Genomic DNA, 14,622 nt, shown 5'->3' on the forward strand with positions numbered 1-14,622 from the left:
TCCGGGACGTTCATGCGGCACGATGGGAGATCGTGCGGTACCGGCCCATCACCTTCGACCGCCTCGCCCGGGAACTGGCCGAGCGGGTGCTCGCGCTGGACGCGCCGTGGGTGCGCGTCGCCGTGGACGGCCCGGCCGGCACCACGACGCTCGCCGACGCGCTCGTCGACCCGCTGCGGGTGGGCGGACGCGCGGTGCAGCGGGTGTCCACCGTGGATTTCCTGCGCCCGGCGTCGCTGCGCTTCGAGTACGGGAAGGAGAACCCGGACTCCCGGTACTGGTCGTGGCTCGACGAGGGCGCGTTGCGGCGCGAGGTGCTGGACCCGTTGGGGCGCAACGGAAGCGGCTTGGTGCTGCCCGCGCTGTGGGACGCGGCCCGCGACCGGGCGACGCGCCGGGAGCGGGTGCCGCTGCCGCCGCCGGGGGTGCTGATCGTCGACGGGGAGATGCTGCTGGGGCGTGGCCTGCCGCTGGAGCTGACCGTGCACCTGCAGCTGTCCCCGGCAGCGCTGCGACGCCGCCTGCCCGAGGACGAGCAGTGGGCGCTGCCGGCGTTCGAGCGGTACGAGGAGGAGGTGCGCCCCGCGGAGACCGCGGACGTGGTGGTACGCGCCGACGACCCCCGGCACCCAGCGGTGCTGGAGCGGGCGGCGTGACACTCGCCGGGCGACGACCGGCCCAGTTCGGTCGGACACGTAGCTCGCCGGCTGGTGACCGGCCACAACCCGCGCAACCGCCCCACGCTCGCCAGGTAGCCACCGGCCCACACTCTGCCGCCCGTGCGCCGCTCGCCCAGTGGCGACCACCCCACGCGGCGCAAGGCCCGCCCGGTAGTCACCTCCCACTCGGCCGCCCACGCCGCGCGGCACAGCGCGGCCGAACCGCGCCCCGAGCGGTCAGGTCGTGGTGACCGGCTCGCCGCTCAGGAACGTGCGCAGGCGGGCACCCAGCAGGTCCCACCGCCACTGCTCGGTCACCCAGGTCCGGCCGGCGGCGCCCATCTTGCGCGCGCGGGAGGGGTCGGTGAGCAGCGGGGTGAGGGTCTCGACCAGCTGGTGGACGTCGCGGCCGTTGACGACGTGGCCGGTCACCTCGTCCAGCACCGTCTCCGGCGCGCCGCCCGAGTTGCCCGCCACGACCGGCAGGCCCGTCGCCGAGGCCTCCAGGTACACGATGCCGAGGCCCTCCACGTCCAGGCCCTTGCCGCGAGTGCGCGCGGGCATCGCGAAGACGTCGCCGGCGGCGTAGTGCGCGGGCAGCTCCGGCCACGGCACCGAGCCGGTGAAGACGACGTCGGCGGCGACACCCCGCGCGTCGGCCAGCCGTTCCAGGGACTTCCGGTACGGACCGCCGCCGACCAGCAGGAGTGCGACGTCCGGGACCCGGCGGCGCAGTTCCGGCAGGGCGTGGATGAGCATGTCCTGGCCCTTGCGCGGCACGAGCCGGGACACGCAGACGACGGTCGGCCGGTCGCCGAGGCCGTGCCGGGCGCGGATCTCGGCGCGGGCGGCGTCGTCCGGCTTGAACACATCCGGGTCGACGCCCGGCGGCAGCAGCTCGAGCCCGGCCGACGGACCGAACGCCGACGCGAACCGGCCGCGGGTGTACTTGCTGACGTAGGTGATCACGTCGGTCGTGTCGCCGATGCGGCGCAGCGCCTGGCGGGCCAGCGGCAGCATCGACCAGCCGACCTCGTGCCCGTGGGTGCTCGCGACGACGCAGTCCGCGCCCGCGGCCCGCAGCGGCTGGGCGAGCAGGGCCAGCGGGGCGGCGGCGCCGAACCAGACGGCCTGGCAGTCGTGCGCGCGCAGGATGTCCTTGGCGCGGCGGAGCACGTCCGGGGTGGGCAGCATGAGCGACGTGGGGTGCCGGACGACCTCGAACGGCGCGGCGGCGTCGAACTCGGGGTGCGAGCCGGAGGGCTTGTCCCAGGAGGGTGCGTAGACGACGAGCTGGTCCGGCGGCAGCAGGCGCGCGAAGGAGTTCAGGTAGTTCTGGATCCCCCCGGGCCGCGGCGGGAAGTCGTTGGTCACCAGCAGGGTCCGAAGCACGGGCTGGAGACTACTAGGGCGGACGGGCGGGTTCGCGGCCCTGTCGGGGCCGCCCGGAACGACGAAGGGGCGGCACCGGCCATGGCCGGTGCCGCCCCTCGTCGTGCTGCGACCTCAGCTCACCGCGACGCGGCGGGCCGAGACGTAGTTGTTCTGCAGCGGCGAGATCTTGACGACGTCCCCGGTCTCGGGGGCGTGCACCATCTTGCCGTCGCCCAGGTAGATGCCCACGTGGTGAATCGGCGAGCCGAAGAACACCAGGTCGCCGGGCTGCAGCTGGGCCCGCGAGACCGCGACCCCGGCCGAGGCCTGTGACTGGCTCGTGCGCGGCAGGGTGATGCCGGCCTTGCCGTAGGCGTACAGGGTCAGGCCGGAGCAGTCGAACGAGCTGGGACCGGTGTCGCCCCAGCCGTACGGGCTGCCGAGCTTGCTCAGCGCGACGTCGATCGCCGTCTGGGCGGCCGCCGTCGGGGCAGGCACGTTCGGCGCGTTGCCGCCGGTGTCCTTCTGCGCGGCCCGCTCGGACGTGGTGAGCCGCTGACGCACCTGGTCCAGCTGGTCGAGCTGGGCCTGCAGGGCGGCCTGCCGCGCGTGCAGGTCGTTCAGCAACGTCGCGGCCGCGTCCTTGGCGGCCTGCGAGCGGGTCTGGGCGTCGGCTGCCGCGGCCTGGGCGTTGGCAGCCGCCTGGACCGCCGCGTTGTAGTCGGCCAGCGCCTTGTTCTTCTCGTCGGCGAGCACCTCCAGAGCGGAGGAGCGCTCCAGGAAGTCCTGCGCCGAGGTGCCGTTCAGCAACGCGGACAGCTTGTTGAACTGCACGCCGCCGACGAACGAGGCGTCGGCGAACTGGTCGACCACGCCCTGGTACTGCTCCTTCGCGGCCAGCGCCTGCTGCCCGGCCGCGTTGGCGGCCGCCAGGTCGGCGTTGGCCCGGTCCAGATCGGCCTGCTTGGCGTCGAGGTCGGCCTGCGCCTGCATGGCCTCTTGGTTCAGCTGCTCGGCCTGGGCGGCGAGCTGGCGGTACTGCGCCAGTGCGTCCGCCGAGTTGGTGGGCTGCTGGGGGGTGGGGAGGGGGACCGCGCCGGCCGGGGCCGTGGGGAAACCGCCGACCGCGAGTACCGCGGCGGCGGCGAGGGCTCCTGCGACCACGCGCTTGATGGGTTGCGACTGCACGCCGCGCGTGTCTCCTTTGCACTCATGTCGCCGCCGGTCCGCCGCGCGGAGGCCGGGGGACCCTCCACACGGACCGGCGCGGGCGGACACAAGCACCCGAACCGGTCTACAGCGGTAACCCGGCATGTCCAGACGCAGGGGTAGCGCATCTGGGTTCATGCGTGGGTCCGGCACAGCTCCCCGACAAGCTGCTCCGGCGACAATCTCGCGTCGCCGCCGCGGGCGCGACGGCTGCCGGGCGCGAGATCTCGGCTAGGTTACGAAACCACCGCCTTCGCGTCCACCAGGCACCAGGTAAAAACTTTGCGTAACCACCTCCGATCCCGTTCGGACCAGCAGTTCCCCTGTGGGTGTGACCAGCGCAACAGTTTGTCGGAGCACAACTACTGACCGTTTGCCGTTCGAAGCGACCGTTTGTCTCCTTCGGCGCGTTGCGCCCGTGCGTTGGGGGTTGATGAACGGGCTGAACCGGTGGTGCACCCTTCGGCTCGTGCGTCGGCCCGCGCGCCGGCTATGAGCTTCGGGGCTGTCAGCGTGGCCCGGCACGTCGCCTCCGGCTCGGCCCGGCACGTCGCCCCCGGCTCGGCCCGGCCCGGCACGTCGCCCCCGGCTCGGCCCGGCCCGGCACGTCGCCCCCGGCTCGGCCCGGCACGTCGCCCCCGGCTCGGCCCGGCACGTCGCCCCCGGCTCGGCCCGGCACGTCGCCCCCGGCTCGGCCCGGCACGCCGGCCCCCGGCTCGGCCCGGCACGCCGGCCCCCGGCTCGGCCCGGCACGCCGGCCCCCGGCTCGGCCCGGCACGCCGGCCCCCGGCTCGGCCCGGCACGCCGGCCCCCGGCTCGGCCCGGCACGCCGGCCCCCGGCTCGGCCCGGCACGTCGCCCCCCGGCTCGGCCCGGCACCGCCCTCCGGCGCCGGGCGTCCGCTCGCCTGCGGCCCCTCGGAATCGCGCGGCCCGTCGGCAAACCTGCGCCGCGAGTGGCTTCGCCGCAGCTCCGTGCGCGGGTGACCGTCAGCCGGCGCGGCGCTCCGGTAGCCGTACGTGCGGGCGGCGCCCGCGGGAGATCGTCCGGGGCGGGGGTACCAGGCCGGCGTCCGCCAGCAGCTCGACCGCGGCCAGCTCCTCGCTGTCGAGTTCGACCACCGGGGGTGCGTCGACCACGGCGCTCAGCACGCAGTCACCGCAGGCGCGGCCCCGCAGCGTGCACCGGTTGCACTCGATGATCACGGTGTTGTCGTTCATGGTGTGCCTCCTCGGTTCCTACTGAGGTGCACGGTACGAGTGACCACCGACAATTTCGGGCGCGCGTATCGAACGAATGGACCAACGGTGCACCAGCAAACCGCTGACCAGCGGAAACTCCGCTGAAAAAATTCCTCAGACCCGTCCCAGACGAGCCAGCAGCACCGCCGAAGCCACCGGGTGCGCCCCCGATCGCCGCACCGAGTCGGCCACCGCGCGGTCCGTCGAGGCCACCACCAGCGGCCGCCCCTGGGGCTCGGCCGCCACGAGCGACCGGATCACGTCGTCCGCGATCACGCCCGGGTCGGAGAACAGCACGCGCACCCCGCGGGCGCTCACGGTCGGCACCGACATCACCTCGGCGCCGTCGAACACCACCGTGATCTCCGCGCCGGTCCGCGCCGCCAGCGCCCCGAGCTGCTGGACCAGCCGGTTGCGCTGGTCGGCCAGCGCCAGCTCCGGATAACCGGTCTTGGTCACGTTGTAGCCGTCGACGATCAGGTGGACGCTGGGCAGCGCGAGCAGCCGGTCCAGCACCGCCGGATCCCGCACCTGACGCCCGGCCCCGGTCCCCGACGACGCCCCCGGCACCGTGTCCGCGGGCCGCCGCGAGCTGGTGTCCAGCGACAGCTCCCGCCGCAACCCGGACACCGCGCCCTGCAGCGTGTCCACGAGCAGCGACAACCGCACCTCGTCGGCTTCCCGGGCCTCCTTCGCGGACTGGCGGGCGATCTCCGCGTCCGCCGCCGCCCGCTCGGCCCGGGCCCGCTCGGCGGCCGCCCGCTGGCGCTCACGCTCCAGCTGAGCGGTCACCGCGGCCACCTCCTGCTCCCGCCGCACGTCGGCCTGCGCCAGCAGCTCACGCGCCTCCTCAGCGGCGTCCTTGGCCTGCCGCAGCTGCGTGCCCTGCTCCCGCAGGCGGTTGCGGAGCTTGGTCAGCTCCTCCTCGCGCTCCTGGCGGGCCCGCTCGACAGCCTCCAGCGCCTGCGTCAGCTCCTCCCGCACCCGCGCCAGCTCCGCCTCCAGCCGCTGGCTGCGCGCCACCGCGGCGTCGCGCTCGGCGCGCAGCGCCGTCTCCGCCGCGTTCTTGACCACCAGCCGCACCCGGGTGGCCGCGCTGGCCTCGCCCAGCAGGACGGCCGCCACCGCGGCGGCCACCGGATCGGGGTCGTTCGGGTCGAGCGCGTCCGGCCGGTACTCACGCACCCACTCCAGGACGGCGGTGCGGAACGCCGTCGAGTCCTCCAGCGTTGTGAGGAGCGCCGCACCACCCAGCTTGGCCCGCTTCGCCGGCGCGAACTTCGCGACCGGGCGCAGCTGCTGCGGGATGTCGATGCGCGGGATCTTCCCCAGTGCCTCGGCGGCCAGCTCGGCGAGCCGGCCGCGCACCGGCTCGGGCAGATCGCGCCAGCTCACGGACCTGGCGTCCGGCTCCGGGCGCGGGCTCGCCGCGGCGGCCCGGAGACCGGGGTCTTCGGGCTCTTCGGCGTGCACTGAGGGAAACATCCATCCAGGGTAGTCCGCTTCGGTAACGATCACCGGTCGTGCCGTGATCCGGGATTGTCGGTCCCCCTCCCTAGGGTGCCGATCATGCACCTGGCGGACCGCGCGCAACTGACCTTCGACGAACTCGGCACGCCGTTGCGGGACACCACCTTCGTGGTGTTCGACCTGGAGACCACCGGGACCAAGCCGGGCCCGCACGGCATCACCGAGATCGGCGCGGTCAAGGTCCGCGGCGGCGAGGTGCTGGGTGAGTTCGCCACCCTCGTCGACCCGGGGATGCCGATCCCGCCGCAGATCGTCGCGCTGACCGGCATCACCTCGGCGATGCTGCACGACGCGCCGAAGATCGACCGCGTGCTGCCCGCGTTCCTGGAGTTCGCCAGCGGCGCCGTGCTGGTCGCGCACAACGCGCCGTTCGACACGTCGTTCATGCGCGCGGCCTGCCTGCACCACGGCTACGCGTGGCCCAGGCCGGCCGTGGTGTGCACGGTCCGGCTGGCGCGCCGCGTGCTGACCCGGCAGGACAGTCCCAGCTTCCGGCTGTCCGCGCTGGCGGCCCTGTTCGGCTCGCCGGTGACGCCGAACCACCGCGCGCTGGAGGACGCCCGCGCCACCGTCCACGTGCTGCACGCGCTGCTGGAGCGCGTCGGCAACGTCGGCGTGCAGTCCCTGGAGGAGCTGCTCGACTACCTGCCCGAGGTGACGCCGGCCCAGCGGCGCAAGCGCGGCCTGGCTGCCCACCTGCCGGAACGCCCGGGCGTCTACCTCTTCCGCGGCCCGGGCGACGAGGTTCTCTACGTCGGCACGGCGAGCAACCTGCGGCGCCGCGTGCGCCAGTACTTCACCGGTTCGGACAGCCGCGGCCGGATCCGCGAGATGGTCGCCCTCGCCGGGCGGGTGGACGGCATCGAGTGCAGCCACGCCCTGGAGGCCCAGGTCCGGGAGCTGCGGCTGATCGCCGCGCACCGGCCCGCCTACAACCGGCGGTCGAAGAACCCGCGCAAGTCGTGGTGGATCGTGCTGACCGACGAGGCCTTCCCGCGCCTGTCCGTGGTGCGGCTGCCCAAGGACGGCGCACTCGGGCCGTTCTCCTCACAGGTCACGGCCAAGATCGCGGCGGACGCCCTGGCCGGCGCCGTCGGTCTGCGCACGTGCACCCAGCGGATCTCCGCGCACTCGCCGTCCGGCCGGCCGTGCGCGCTCGCCGAGCTCGGCCGGTGCGGGGCGCCGTGCGCCGGACGGCAGAGCGTCGAGGAGTACTCCCCCGGCGTGCACGCGATCGCCGACCTGGTCGCCGGCCGCGGCACCCGGCCCCTGGACTCGGCTCGGCGCCAGCTGGACGAGCTGGCCGGGGCCGAGCACTTCGAGCAGGCCGCGCGGCGGCGGGACGAGCTCGCCGTGCTGGTGCGCGCCGTCGACCGGGCCCACCGGCTGTCGTCGCTGGCCGCCATCCCGGAACTGGTCGCCGCGGCCCCGGACGGCAACCGCGGGTGGGAGTTCGCGGTGATCCGGCACGGCAGGCTGGCCTCCGCCGGAGTGGCCCGCCGGGGTGTGCCGCCGATGCCGGTGGTCGAGCAGCTGGTGGCGTCGGCGGAGACGGTCGAGCCGGGCCCCGGGCCCCTCTACGGGGCGCCGCCCGAGGAGACCTCGATCCTGCTGCGCTGGCTCACCCGGCCCGGTGTGCGGCTGGTGCGCACCGCCGTGCCGTGGTCGGAGCCCGCGCACGGCGCCGGCCCGTGGCGCGGCTGGCTGGAGCAGGTCGCCACCGCCGTGTCGCTCGAGCAGGCCGGGTAGGGACGCGGGGAGCTACGATCGCCGCGCTACCCAATTCATGCGAGGAGGACGCGAGTGATCACCGCGATCGTGCTGATCCATGCCGTGGCGGACAGCATCCCGGAGACCGCGCAGGCGATCGCCGACATCGACGGCGTGGCGGAGGTGTACTCGTGCGCCGGCGACGTCGACCTGATCGCGATCGTGCGCGTGCACGCCCACGAGGAGCTCGCCGACCTCATCCCGGCCCGGATCGGCAAGGTGCCCGGCGTGATCGACACCGACACGCACATCGCGTTCCGGTCCTACTCCACCGCCGACACCGAGTCCGCGTTCGCGATCGGCATCGAGGACGCCGACTGACCGGACGAAACGAGAAAGGGCCCCCGGATCGCTCCGGGGGCCCTTCTCGTGACCGTGGACTAGTGGTCCGGCGTCTTCCAGCCCGCCGGGACCTCGCCCTTCTCGGGCAGCTCGCCCGGGACGTGGCCGTTGCCGTGCCCGTCGCCGCGGGCCCGGTCGAGCGCCGCGGTCTCCTCCACCGGGTCCGGCGCCAGCATCGTGCCCGGCACCGCGCGCCCGGCCGCGCCGAGCTTGTTCATCTTCTTCGGCACCGCCGCGCCCTGGTACTCCAGCGGGATGGCGTGGCCGTGGTCGTCCACACCGCCCAGCGGCTGGTGGATCTCGATGAACTCACCATGGGGCAGGCGCTTGATGATGCCGGTCTCGATGCCGTGCTCCAGCACCTCGCGGTCGGACCGCTGCAGGCCCAGGCAGATCCGGTAGGTGATGAAGTACGCCAGCGGCGGCAGCACCAGGATGCCGATGCGGCCGGCCCACGTCGTCGCGTTCAGCGAGATGTTGAACTTGTCCGCGATGATGTCGTTGAACCCGGACAGCTCGATCACCATGAAGAACGCCAGCGCCATCATGCCGATCGAGGTGCGGACCGGTGCGTCACGCGGGCGCTGCAGGAGGTTGTGGTGCGCGGTGTCGCCGGACAGCTTCCGCTCGATGAACGGGTAGGCGATCAGCAGCGCGAACAGGATCGGCATCCAGAGCGCACCGGCGAAGAACACCGCCGGGACCGTGTAGTTGCCCAGGTAGAGCTCCCACGCCGGGAAGATGCGCAGCAGGCCGTCGGCCCAGGCGAGGTACCAGTCCGGCTGCGAGCCCGCGGACACCTGCCCCGGGTTGTACGGGCCCAGGTTCCAGATCGGGTTGATCTGGAAGAGACCCGACATCATCGACAGGATGCCGGTGACGATGACGAAGAAGGCACCGGCCTTCGCGGCGAACACCGGCATGATCCGGACGCCGACGACGTTGGTCTCCTTGCGCCGCACGCCGGGGAACTGGGTGTGTTTCTGGTACCAGACCAGCGCCAGGTGCACCCCGACCAGCGCGAGCATGATGCCCGGAATCAACAAGATGTGCAGCGTGTACAAGCGCGGCACGATCTCGTCGCCGGGGAACTCCCCGCCGAACAACGCCCAGTGCAGCCAGGTGCCCATGATCGGCACCGAGAGCACGATGCCCGACATCGTGGCGCGGATACCGGTACCCGACAGCAGGTCGTCCGGCAGCGAGTAGCCGAAGAAGCCCTCGAACATGCCCAGGATCAGCAGCAGCGCGCCGATGACCCAGTTGGCCTCACGCGGCCTGCGGAACGCTCCGGTGAAGAAGATCCGGAACATGTGCACCATCATGGCCGCGACGAACACCAGCGCGGCCCAGTGGTGCAGCTGGCGGACGAACAGGCCGCCGCGGACCTCGAACGAGATCTCCAGGGTCGTCTGGAACGCGCGGGACATCTCGACGCCCTGCAGGTTCTTGAACGGCCCGTTGTAGACGACCTCGGTCATCGACGGATCGAAGAACAGGGTCAGGTAGACGCCCGTGATGATCACGACGATGAAGCTGTAGAGCGCGATCTCGCCGAGCAGGAACGACCAGTGGGTCGGGAAGACCTTGTTCATCTGGTGCCGCAGGCCCTTGGCCAGGCGGTACCGCTGGTCCATGTTGTTCGCGGCCTCGCCGGCGTGCCGCTCCAGGGCGCCGGACCCCCGGGTCGGCGTGGTGAGTGAACTCATGACTTGCGCTCCCAATAGGCGGGGCCGACCGGCTCGATGAAGTCTCCGCGCGCCACGAAGTACCCCTCATCGTTGACCGTGATGGGCAACTGCGCAAGCGCGCGGGTCGCCGGGCCGAAGATGGGCTTGGCGTACTGCAGGGCGTCGAACTGCGACTGGTGGCACGGGCACAGGATCCGGTTGGTCCGCTGCTCGTACAGGGAGGTCGGGCATCCGACGTGACTGCAGATCTTCGTGTAGGCGTAGTAGTCGCCGAAGTTGAAGTCCTCCTGGCCCGCGCGCTTGACGACCCGCTGGGCGTCCTCGGGACGCAGGCGGATCAGCATGACCGGGGTGTCCGTGCGCATGAAGACCGCGGACAGCGCCTCGTGGTCGCCGCGCTCGCTCTCCCGGAACGGGTAGACGGTCTCCATGCCGCCCGCGTCCAGGTCCTCCGGGCGCAGCAGGACGACCTCGTGCGGCTTGCCGGTGTAGCGGCGCAGGTAGACGGTCTCGCCCGGGTGCGCCGGCTTCCACGGCGTGTGGGCCAGGTTGTCCGGGGAATCGGGGTCGGCCCACGGGTTCTTGATGAACGAGGCGACCGGCAGGGCGACCAGGCCCAGGCCCATCACACCGGCGCCGAGGCCGGCGGTGCGCTTGACCAGGGAGCGGCGGCCGATGGTGCTGCGGTTACCCGCGTCGGCCAGCTGCGCGACGATGGTCTTGCGGTCGATCTCGGCCGAACCCTTGCCGTCGCCGTCGTGCCGCTCCTGCACCGCGAGCTCGTTCGGGATGAACCGCTTGGTGTAGAGCAGCACGCCGATGCCCAGCGCGAGGATCGACAGGCCGAGCGTGAAGCCCAGCACGGGCGTGTAGAGCGCGTACGTCTCGTACTCGCCGGTGTCCGGAGCCTTGTACTCCCACCACTCCGGCCAGCAGATGGTCACCAGGAAGCCCAGACCGGCCAGCGCCGCGATGGTGAACCACAGCGCGACGACCCGCTCCGCGCGCTTCTCGGCGCGGGTGCCCTTGACCGGCCACGGGTCCGGGTAGTCGACCAGCTCGACGCCATCGAGCTTCGTCCCCAGCTCCACCAGCTGGTCGCGGTCCATCTCGGCCAGTTCGGCCTCGGAAGGCTGGGGAACCCCCGGCTCGCGCCCGGCGCCCGGGTGCTCTTCCATGCTAGTCATGCCCTCGATCCAATCCACAAAGTCACGCCGACGATGGCGCCGATGCCGACGATCCACGCCACGAGCGCCTCCGAGGCCGGCCCCAGGCCGCCCAGGCCGTTGCCGCCCGGGTTGTTGTTCCCGTCGGACACGGACTTGACGTAGGCGACGATGTCCCGCTTCTCCTCGGGGGTGAGCTGCCGGTCGGAGAACTTCGGCATGTTCTGCGGACCGGTCAACATCGCCGTGTAGATCTGCTCTTCGTTGGCCGGGCCGAGCTCCGGCGCGAACTTGCCTGCCGACAGGGCGCCGCCCTGGCCGGTGAAGTTGTGGCACGACGCGCAGTTGAGGCGGAACAGCTCGCCACCGCGTGCCGGGTTGTCGCCGCGCAGCGCCTCACCGGTCTGGGCGGGCCGCTCCGGGCCGCCGCCGTTGGCCTGGATGTAGGCGCCGAGCGCGTCGATCTCCTCCGGGGTCAGCTTGGCCGGCTTGCGCTCGGCCTGCGCCTCCTGGCGGACCGCCGGCATGCGGCCGGACGAGGTCTGGAAGTACACGGCCGCGTCGCCGACGCCGATCAGGCTCGGCCCGCGGTCCTCCACGCCCTGCAGGTTCGAGCCGTGGCAGCTGATGCAGCTGTTGTTGTAGACCTGCTGGCCCAGGCGCAGCTGCGCCGGGTCGTCCTGCGCCTGCGCCGTCTGCGGCTGCGGCACCAGGAGGGCGTAGCCCAGGCCCGCGCCGACCAGCGCCACACCGAGCGCGAGCGCACCGGCGAGGCGGCGGCGCAGCTTGGTGCGGGCACCGAACCGGCGCCTGGAGGTGTTCTTGCTGGTGGTCATTCTTCGGCAACCCTTGCTGTCAGTTCAGGCCGGTCCATGGGGTGGCTGGCGCGGTCACGGGATGATGTAGATGACCGCGAACAGGCCGATCCACACGATGTCGACGAAGTGCCAGTAGTAGGACACGACGATCGCCGAGGTCGCCTGCGCGGGGGTGAACTTGCTCAGCTTCGTGCGGATGAGCAGGAAGACGAAGGCGACGAGACCACCGATCACGTGCAGACCGTGGAACCCGGTCGCCAGGAAGAACACGGTGCCGTAGGCCCCGGACGGGATGGTCACGCCCTCGTGGATCAACGTGACGTACTCACCGGCCTGACCGGCGACGAAGATCGCGCCCATGATCAGGGTGATGACGTACCAGCGGCGCAGCCCGTAGACGTCACCGCGCTCGGCGGCGAACACGCCGAGCTGGCAGGTGAACGACGACGCCACCAGGATGATGGTGAAGGGCAGCGCGTACGGGATGTCGAGGTGGATGGGCTCGTCGGTCGCCGGGTTGATCGGCGGCCAGACCCCCGTGTCGTTCTGCGCCTTGACCGTGAAGAACATCGCGAACAGCCCGGCGAAGAACATGAGCTCGCTGGAGAGCCACACGATCGTGCCGACACTGACCATGTTCGGCCGGTTCAGCGAGTGCACCCGCTGGCTGATGGTGGGAGCTGCCGTTGTCACGGGTCGCATTATGTCTCCCTGCGAAGCGACCTGCTTGGTCGGGTCCGGCACGCCGCGCCGGGGGTGTTGGTCACAGTGACGAACGCGGAGGGTGAGGATCAGGGCGTGGGATTCTTCGATCGGGTGCGTGACCTGCTGCGAAAGCGTGGCGGACCGGAGCTCACCGTGGACACCGAGGGTGTCGTCGTCGTGGCCGAGGCCTTCGACGTCGCCGAAGCCGACTCGTCGGTGCTTCGGAGATCACACCGCTGGCGGGCGGACGAACCGGCGATTCTGCGCCATCACCTCGTTCTGCCACCGGATCGGGTCACCGAGGCGGCGTCGGTGCTCGCCCAGGACGGGTGGCAGCTGCGCCCGGAAGCCGGCGGCGCGGGACCCGTCCGGGTGCACGCGCTGCGCGTGCAGAAGCTCGACGCGCTGCACTGCGCGCAGGAACGGGCCCGGATGGCCGGTCTGGCGCAGCGGCTGGACGGCGACTGGCTCGGCTGGGACGCGTTACAGCCGATGGGCCTGGGTGGAACCGGGCGGGACGGCTAGCATCGACACGACCAGTACAGCGACGAAGCCGGAGGGTCGACTTGTCCGAACAGTCCACGCGGATCCTGGTGTTCAGCCACCGACCAGAAGTGCGGGAGTCGATCATCACGGCGGTCGGCCGCAGGCCCGCCACCGATCTGGGCCGGGTCGACTACGTCGAGGCCGCCGGAGTGGCCGACGTGCTGGCCGAGATGGACGAGGGCGCGGTCGATCTGGCGATCCTGGACGGCGAGGCCCAGCCGACCGGCGGCATCGGGTTGTGCCGGCAGTTGAAGAACGAGATCGACGACTGCCCGCCGATCGTGGTCGCCGTCCGGCGCAAGGACGACCGCTGGCTGGCGACCTGGTCCCAGGCCGACGCCGTCCTGGTCCATCCGCTCGACCCGCTGACCGCGGCGGAGACGGTCGCGGACGTGCTGCGGGCCCGCCGGGTCCCGGTCGTCCGGGGCTGAGGCGCCGCGACGAACTCAGGCCGGTTCGCCGGTCTGGAGGAAAGGTGACCATGGGCACGCAGACTTGGCCCACGCTGCTCAACCAGCTGATCGCCGGCGCGGATCTGTCCGCGGAGGACACCGCGTGGGCGATGGACCAGGTGATGTCCGGGGAGGCCACCCCCGCCCAGGTCGGCGGCTTCCTGGTCGCGCTGCGCGCGAAGGGCGAGACGCCGGCCGAGATCACCGGTCTGGCCGACGCGATGCTCGCGCACGCCCGGCGGGTGCGGATCTCGCGGGACGCGGTGGACATCGTGGGCACGGGTGGTGACCGGTCGGGGTCGGTGAACATCTCGACGATGGCCTCGCTCGTGACGGCGGCGGCCGGGGTGCCGGTGGTGAAGCACGGCAACCGGGCGGCGTCGTCGAAGGCCGGGACCGCGGACGTGCTGGAGGCCCTCGGGGTGGCGATCGACCTGCCGCCCGAGGGGGTGCAGCGGTGTGTGGAGGAGCTGGGCATCGGGTTCTGCTTCGCGCCGGTGTTCCACCCCGGGTTCCGGCACGCGGGTGCGCCGCGCCGGGAGCTGGGGGTGCCCACGGCGTTCAACCTGCTGGGCCCGTTGACGAATCCGGCCCAGCCGACGGCCGGGTTGATCGGGTGCGCGTTCCCGGACAAGACGGAGGTGCTGGCGCGGGTGTTCGCGCGCCGGGGCACGTCGACGCTGGTGGTCCGCGGAGACGACGGCCTGGACGAACTCACCACGACGACGACCAGCTCGGTGTGGGTGGTGTCGGCCGGGACGGTGCGGGCGGCGTCGCTGGACCCGGCCGCGCTGGGCATCCCACGCGCGACGGCGGAGGACCTGCGGGGCGGCGACCCGGCGGTGAACGCGGAGGTCGTGCGGGAGCTGGTGGCGGGCAAGCCGGGCCCGGTACGGGATGCGGTGCTGCTCAATGCCGCTGGCGCGCTGGCGGCGCACGCCGGGTTCACGGAGTCGCTGGAGGATGACCTGACGGCGGGACTGCGCCGGGCGGCGGAGGCCGTGGATTCGGGTGCGGCTGCCGAGCTGCTGGCTCGGTGGGCGGCTTTCCGCTGAGTTTTCTCGGTTGGGGGTTGGGTGCGCGGCTGGGTCGGGCCTGGGTGCGCAGTGGGGCCGGTGGT

General features: G+C 72.4%; 14 protein-coding genes. 6 read left to right on the forward strand and 8 right to left on the reverse strand.

Going from position 1 to position 14,622, the window contains the following annotated elements:
* Positions 1-32 precede the first annotated feature (32 nt).
* A complete protein-coding gene (locus tag L1857_RS28390) occupies positions 33-656 on the forward strand; it encodes a nucleoside/nucleotide kinase family protein (RefSeq protein ID WP_094004348.1) in 624 nt (207 codons plus the stop codon).
* 240 nt (positions 657-896) lie between these two features.
* On the opposite strand, the gene L1857_RS28395 is transcribed toward L1857_RS28390, so the two are convergent.
* The 4 genes from L1857_RS28395 to L1857_RS28410 form a co-directional block, all read right to left on the reverse strand.
* The gene (locus L1857_RS28395) at positions 897-2,051 is read right to left on the reverse strand and encodes a glycosyltransferase family 4 protein (RefSeq protein WP_094004347.1); all 1,155 of its coding nucleotides are present in this window, start codon (positions 2,049-2,051) and stop codon (positions 897-899) included.
* Positions 2,052-2,165: 114 nt separating this feature from the next.
* Positions 2,166-3,221, reverse strand: a complete 1,056-nt coding sequence (locus L1857_RS28400; RefSeq protein WP_249466798.1) for a C40 family peptidase — start codon at positions 3,219-3,221, stop codon at positions 2,166-2,168.
* Positions 3,222-4,230: 1,009 nt separating this feature from the next.
* Positions 4,231-4,461: a hypothetical protein gene (locus tag L1857_RS28405; RefSeq protein ID WP_094004345.1), complete on the reverse strand. Its 231-nt coding sequence runs from the start codon at positions 4,459-4,461 to the stop codon at positions 4,231-4,233.
* A 135-nt stretch (positions 4,462-4,596) separates the two neighbouring features.
* Positions 4,597-5,967 (reverse strand): NYN domain-containing protein, encoded by a 1,371-nt coding sequence (locus tag L1857_RS28410; protein ID WP_167481493.1) that lies wholly within the window; start codon positions 5,965-5,967, stop codon positions 4,597-4,599.
* Positions 5,968-6,051: 84 nt separating this feature from the next.
* Between L1857_RS28410 and L1857_RS28415 the strand changes: the two genes are divergently transcribed.
* Positions 6,052-7,761, forward strand: a complete 1,710-nt coding sequence (locus L1857_RS28415; RefSeq protein ID WP_249466801.1) for a DEDD exonuclease domain-containing protein — start codon at positions 6,052-6,054, stop codon at positions 7,759-7,761.
* 54 nt (positions 7,762-7,815) lie between these two features.
* A complete protein-coding gene (locus tag L1857_RS28420) occupies positions 7,816-8,103 on the forward strand; it encodes an Lrp/AsnC family transcriptional regulator (protein WP_094004343.1) in 288 nt (95 codons plus the stop codon).
* 59 nt (positions 8,104-8,162) lie between these two features.
* Here the strand turns inward: L1857_RS28420 and qcrB are convergent, their stop codons facing one another.
* From qcrB to ctaE, 4 genes are read right to left on the reverse strand one after another with little or no spacing between them, the layout of a single operon-like run.
* Positions 8,163-9,833, reverse strand: a complete 1,671-nt coding sequence (gene qcrB, locus L1857_RS28425) for a cytochrome bc1 complex cytochrome b subunit (protein ID WP_094004342.1) — start codon at positions 9,831-9,833, stop codon at positions 8,163-8,165.
* Entirely contained in the window at positions 9,830-10,993 is a 1,164-nt protein-coding gene (gene qcrA / locus L1857_RS28430; protein WP_094004341.1) for a cytochrome bc1 complex Rieske iron-sulfur subunit, read from the reverse strand. Before qcrA ends, qcrB begins: the two co-directional genes overlap by 4 nt.
* 5 nt (positions 10,994-10,998) lie before the next feature.
* Positions 10,999-11,817: a cytochrome bc1 complex diheme cytochrome c subunit gene (qcrC, locus tag L1857_RS28435; RefSeq protein ID WP_094004340.1), complete on the reverse strand. Its 819-nt coding sequence runs from the start codon at positions 11,815-11,817 to the stop codon at positions 10,999-11,001.
* Between the two features lie 54 nt (positions 11,818-11,871).
* Positions 11,872-12,501 (reverse strand): aa3-type cytochrome oxidase subunit III, encoded by a 630-nt coding sequence (gene ctaE / locus L1857_RS28440; RefSeq protein WP_094004339.1) that lies wholly within the window; start codon positions 12,499-12,501, stop codon positions 11,872-11,874.
* A 96-nt stretch (positions 12,502-12,597) separates the two neighbouring features.
* Between ctaE and L1857_RS28445 the strand changes: the two genes are divergently transcribed.
* From L1857_RS28445 to trpD, 3 genes are read left to right on the forward strand one after another with little or no spacing between them, the layout of a single operon-like run.
* Positions 12,598-13,029, forward strand: coding sequence for a hypothetical protein (locus tag L1857_RS28445; RefSeq protein WP_094004338.1), 432 nt, complete (start codon positions 12,598-12,600; stop codon positions 13,027-13,029).
* A 41-nt stretch (positions 13,030-13,070) separates the two neighbouring features.
* Complete coding sequence (locus tag L1857_RS28450; protein ID WP_094004337.1) at positions 13,071-13,481, forward strand: response regulator; 411 nt, start codon at positions 13,071-13,073, stop codon at positions 13,479-13,481.
* 50 nt (positions 13,482-13,531) lie between these two features.
* Complete coding sequence (gene trpD, locus L1857_RS28455; protein ID WP_094004336.1) at positions 13,532-14,557, forward strand: anthranilate phosphoribosyltransferase; 1,026 nt, start codon at positions 13,532-13,534, stop codon at positions 14,555-14,557.
* Positions 14,558-14,622: the final 65 nt, after the last annotated feature.

The organism is Amycolatopsis thermalba (assembly GCF_023376025.1).
Classification (GTDB): domain Bacteria; phylum Actinomycetota; class Actinomycetes; order Mycobacteriales; family Pseudonocardiaceae; genus Amycolatopsis_E; species Amycolatopsis_E thermalba.

Bases quoted from the DNA above. Each gene is read 5' to 3' on its own strand.
- qcrB (WP_094004342.1), bottom strand. From the start codon at position 9,833: ATGAGTTCACTCACCACGCCGACCCGGGGGTCCGGCGCCCTGGAGCGG.
- L1857_RS28410 (WP_167481493.1), bottom strand. From the start codon at position 5,967: ATGTTTCCCTCAGTGCACGCCGAAGAGCCCGAAGACCCCGGTCTCCGG.
- qcrA (WP_094004341.1), bottom strand. From the start codon at position 10,993: ATGGAAGAGCACCCGGGCGCCGGGCGCGAGCCGGGGGTTCCCCAGCCT.
- L1857_RS28415 (WP_249466801.1), top strand. From the start codon at position 6,052: ATGCACCTGGCGGACCGCGCGCAACTGACCTTCGACGAACTCGGCACG.
- ctaE (WP_094004339.1), bottom strand. From the start codon at position 12,501: ATGCGACCCGTGACAACGGCAGCTCCCACCATCAGCCAGCGGGTGCAC.
- L1857_RS28405 (WP_094004345.1), bottom strand. From the start codon at position 4,461: ATGAACGACAACACCGTGATCATCGAGTGCAACCGGTGCACGCTGCGG.
- qcrC (WP_094004340.1), bottom strand. From the start codon at position 11,817: ATGACCACCAGCAAGAACACCTCCAGGCGCCGGTTCGGTGCCCGCACC.
- trpD (WP_094004336.1), top strand. From the start codon at position 13,532: ATGGGCACGCAGACTTGGCCCACGCTGCTCAACCAGCTGATCGCCGGC.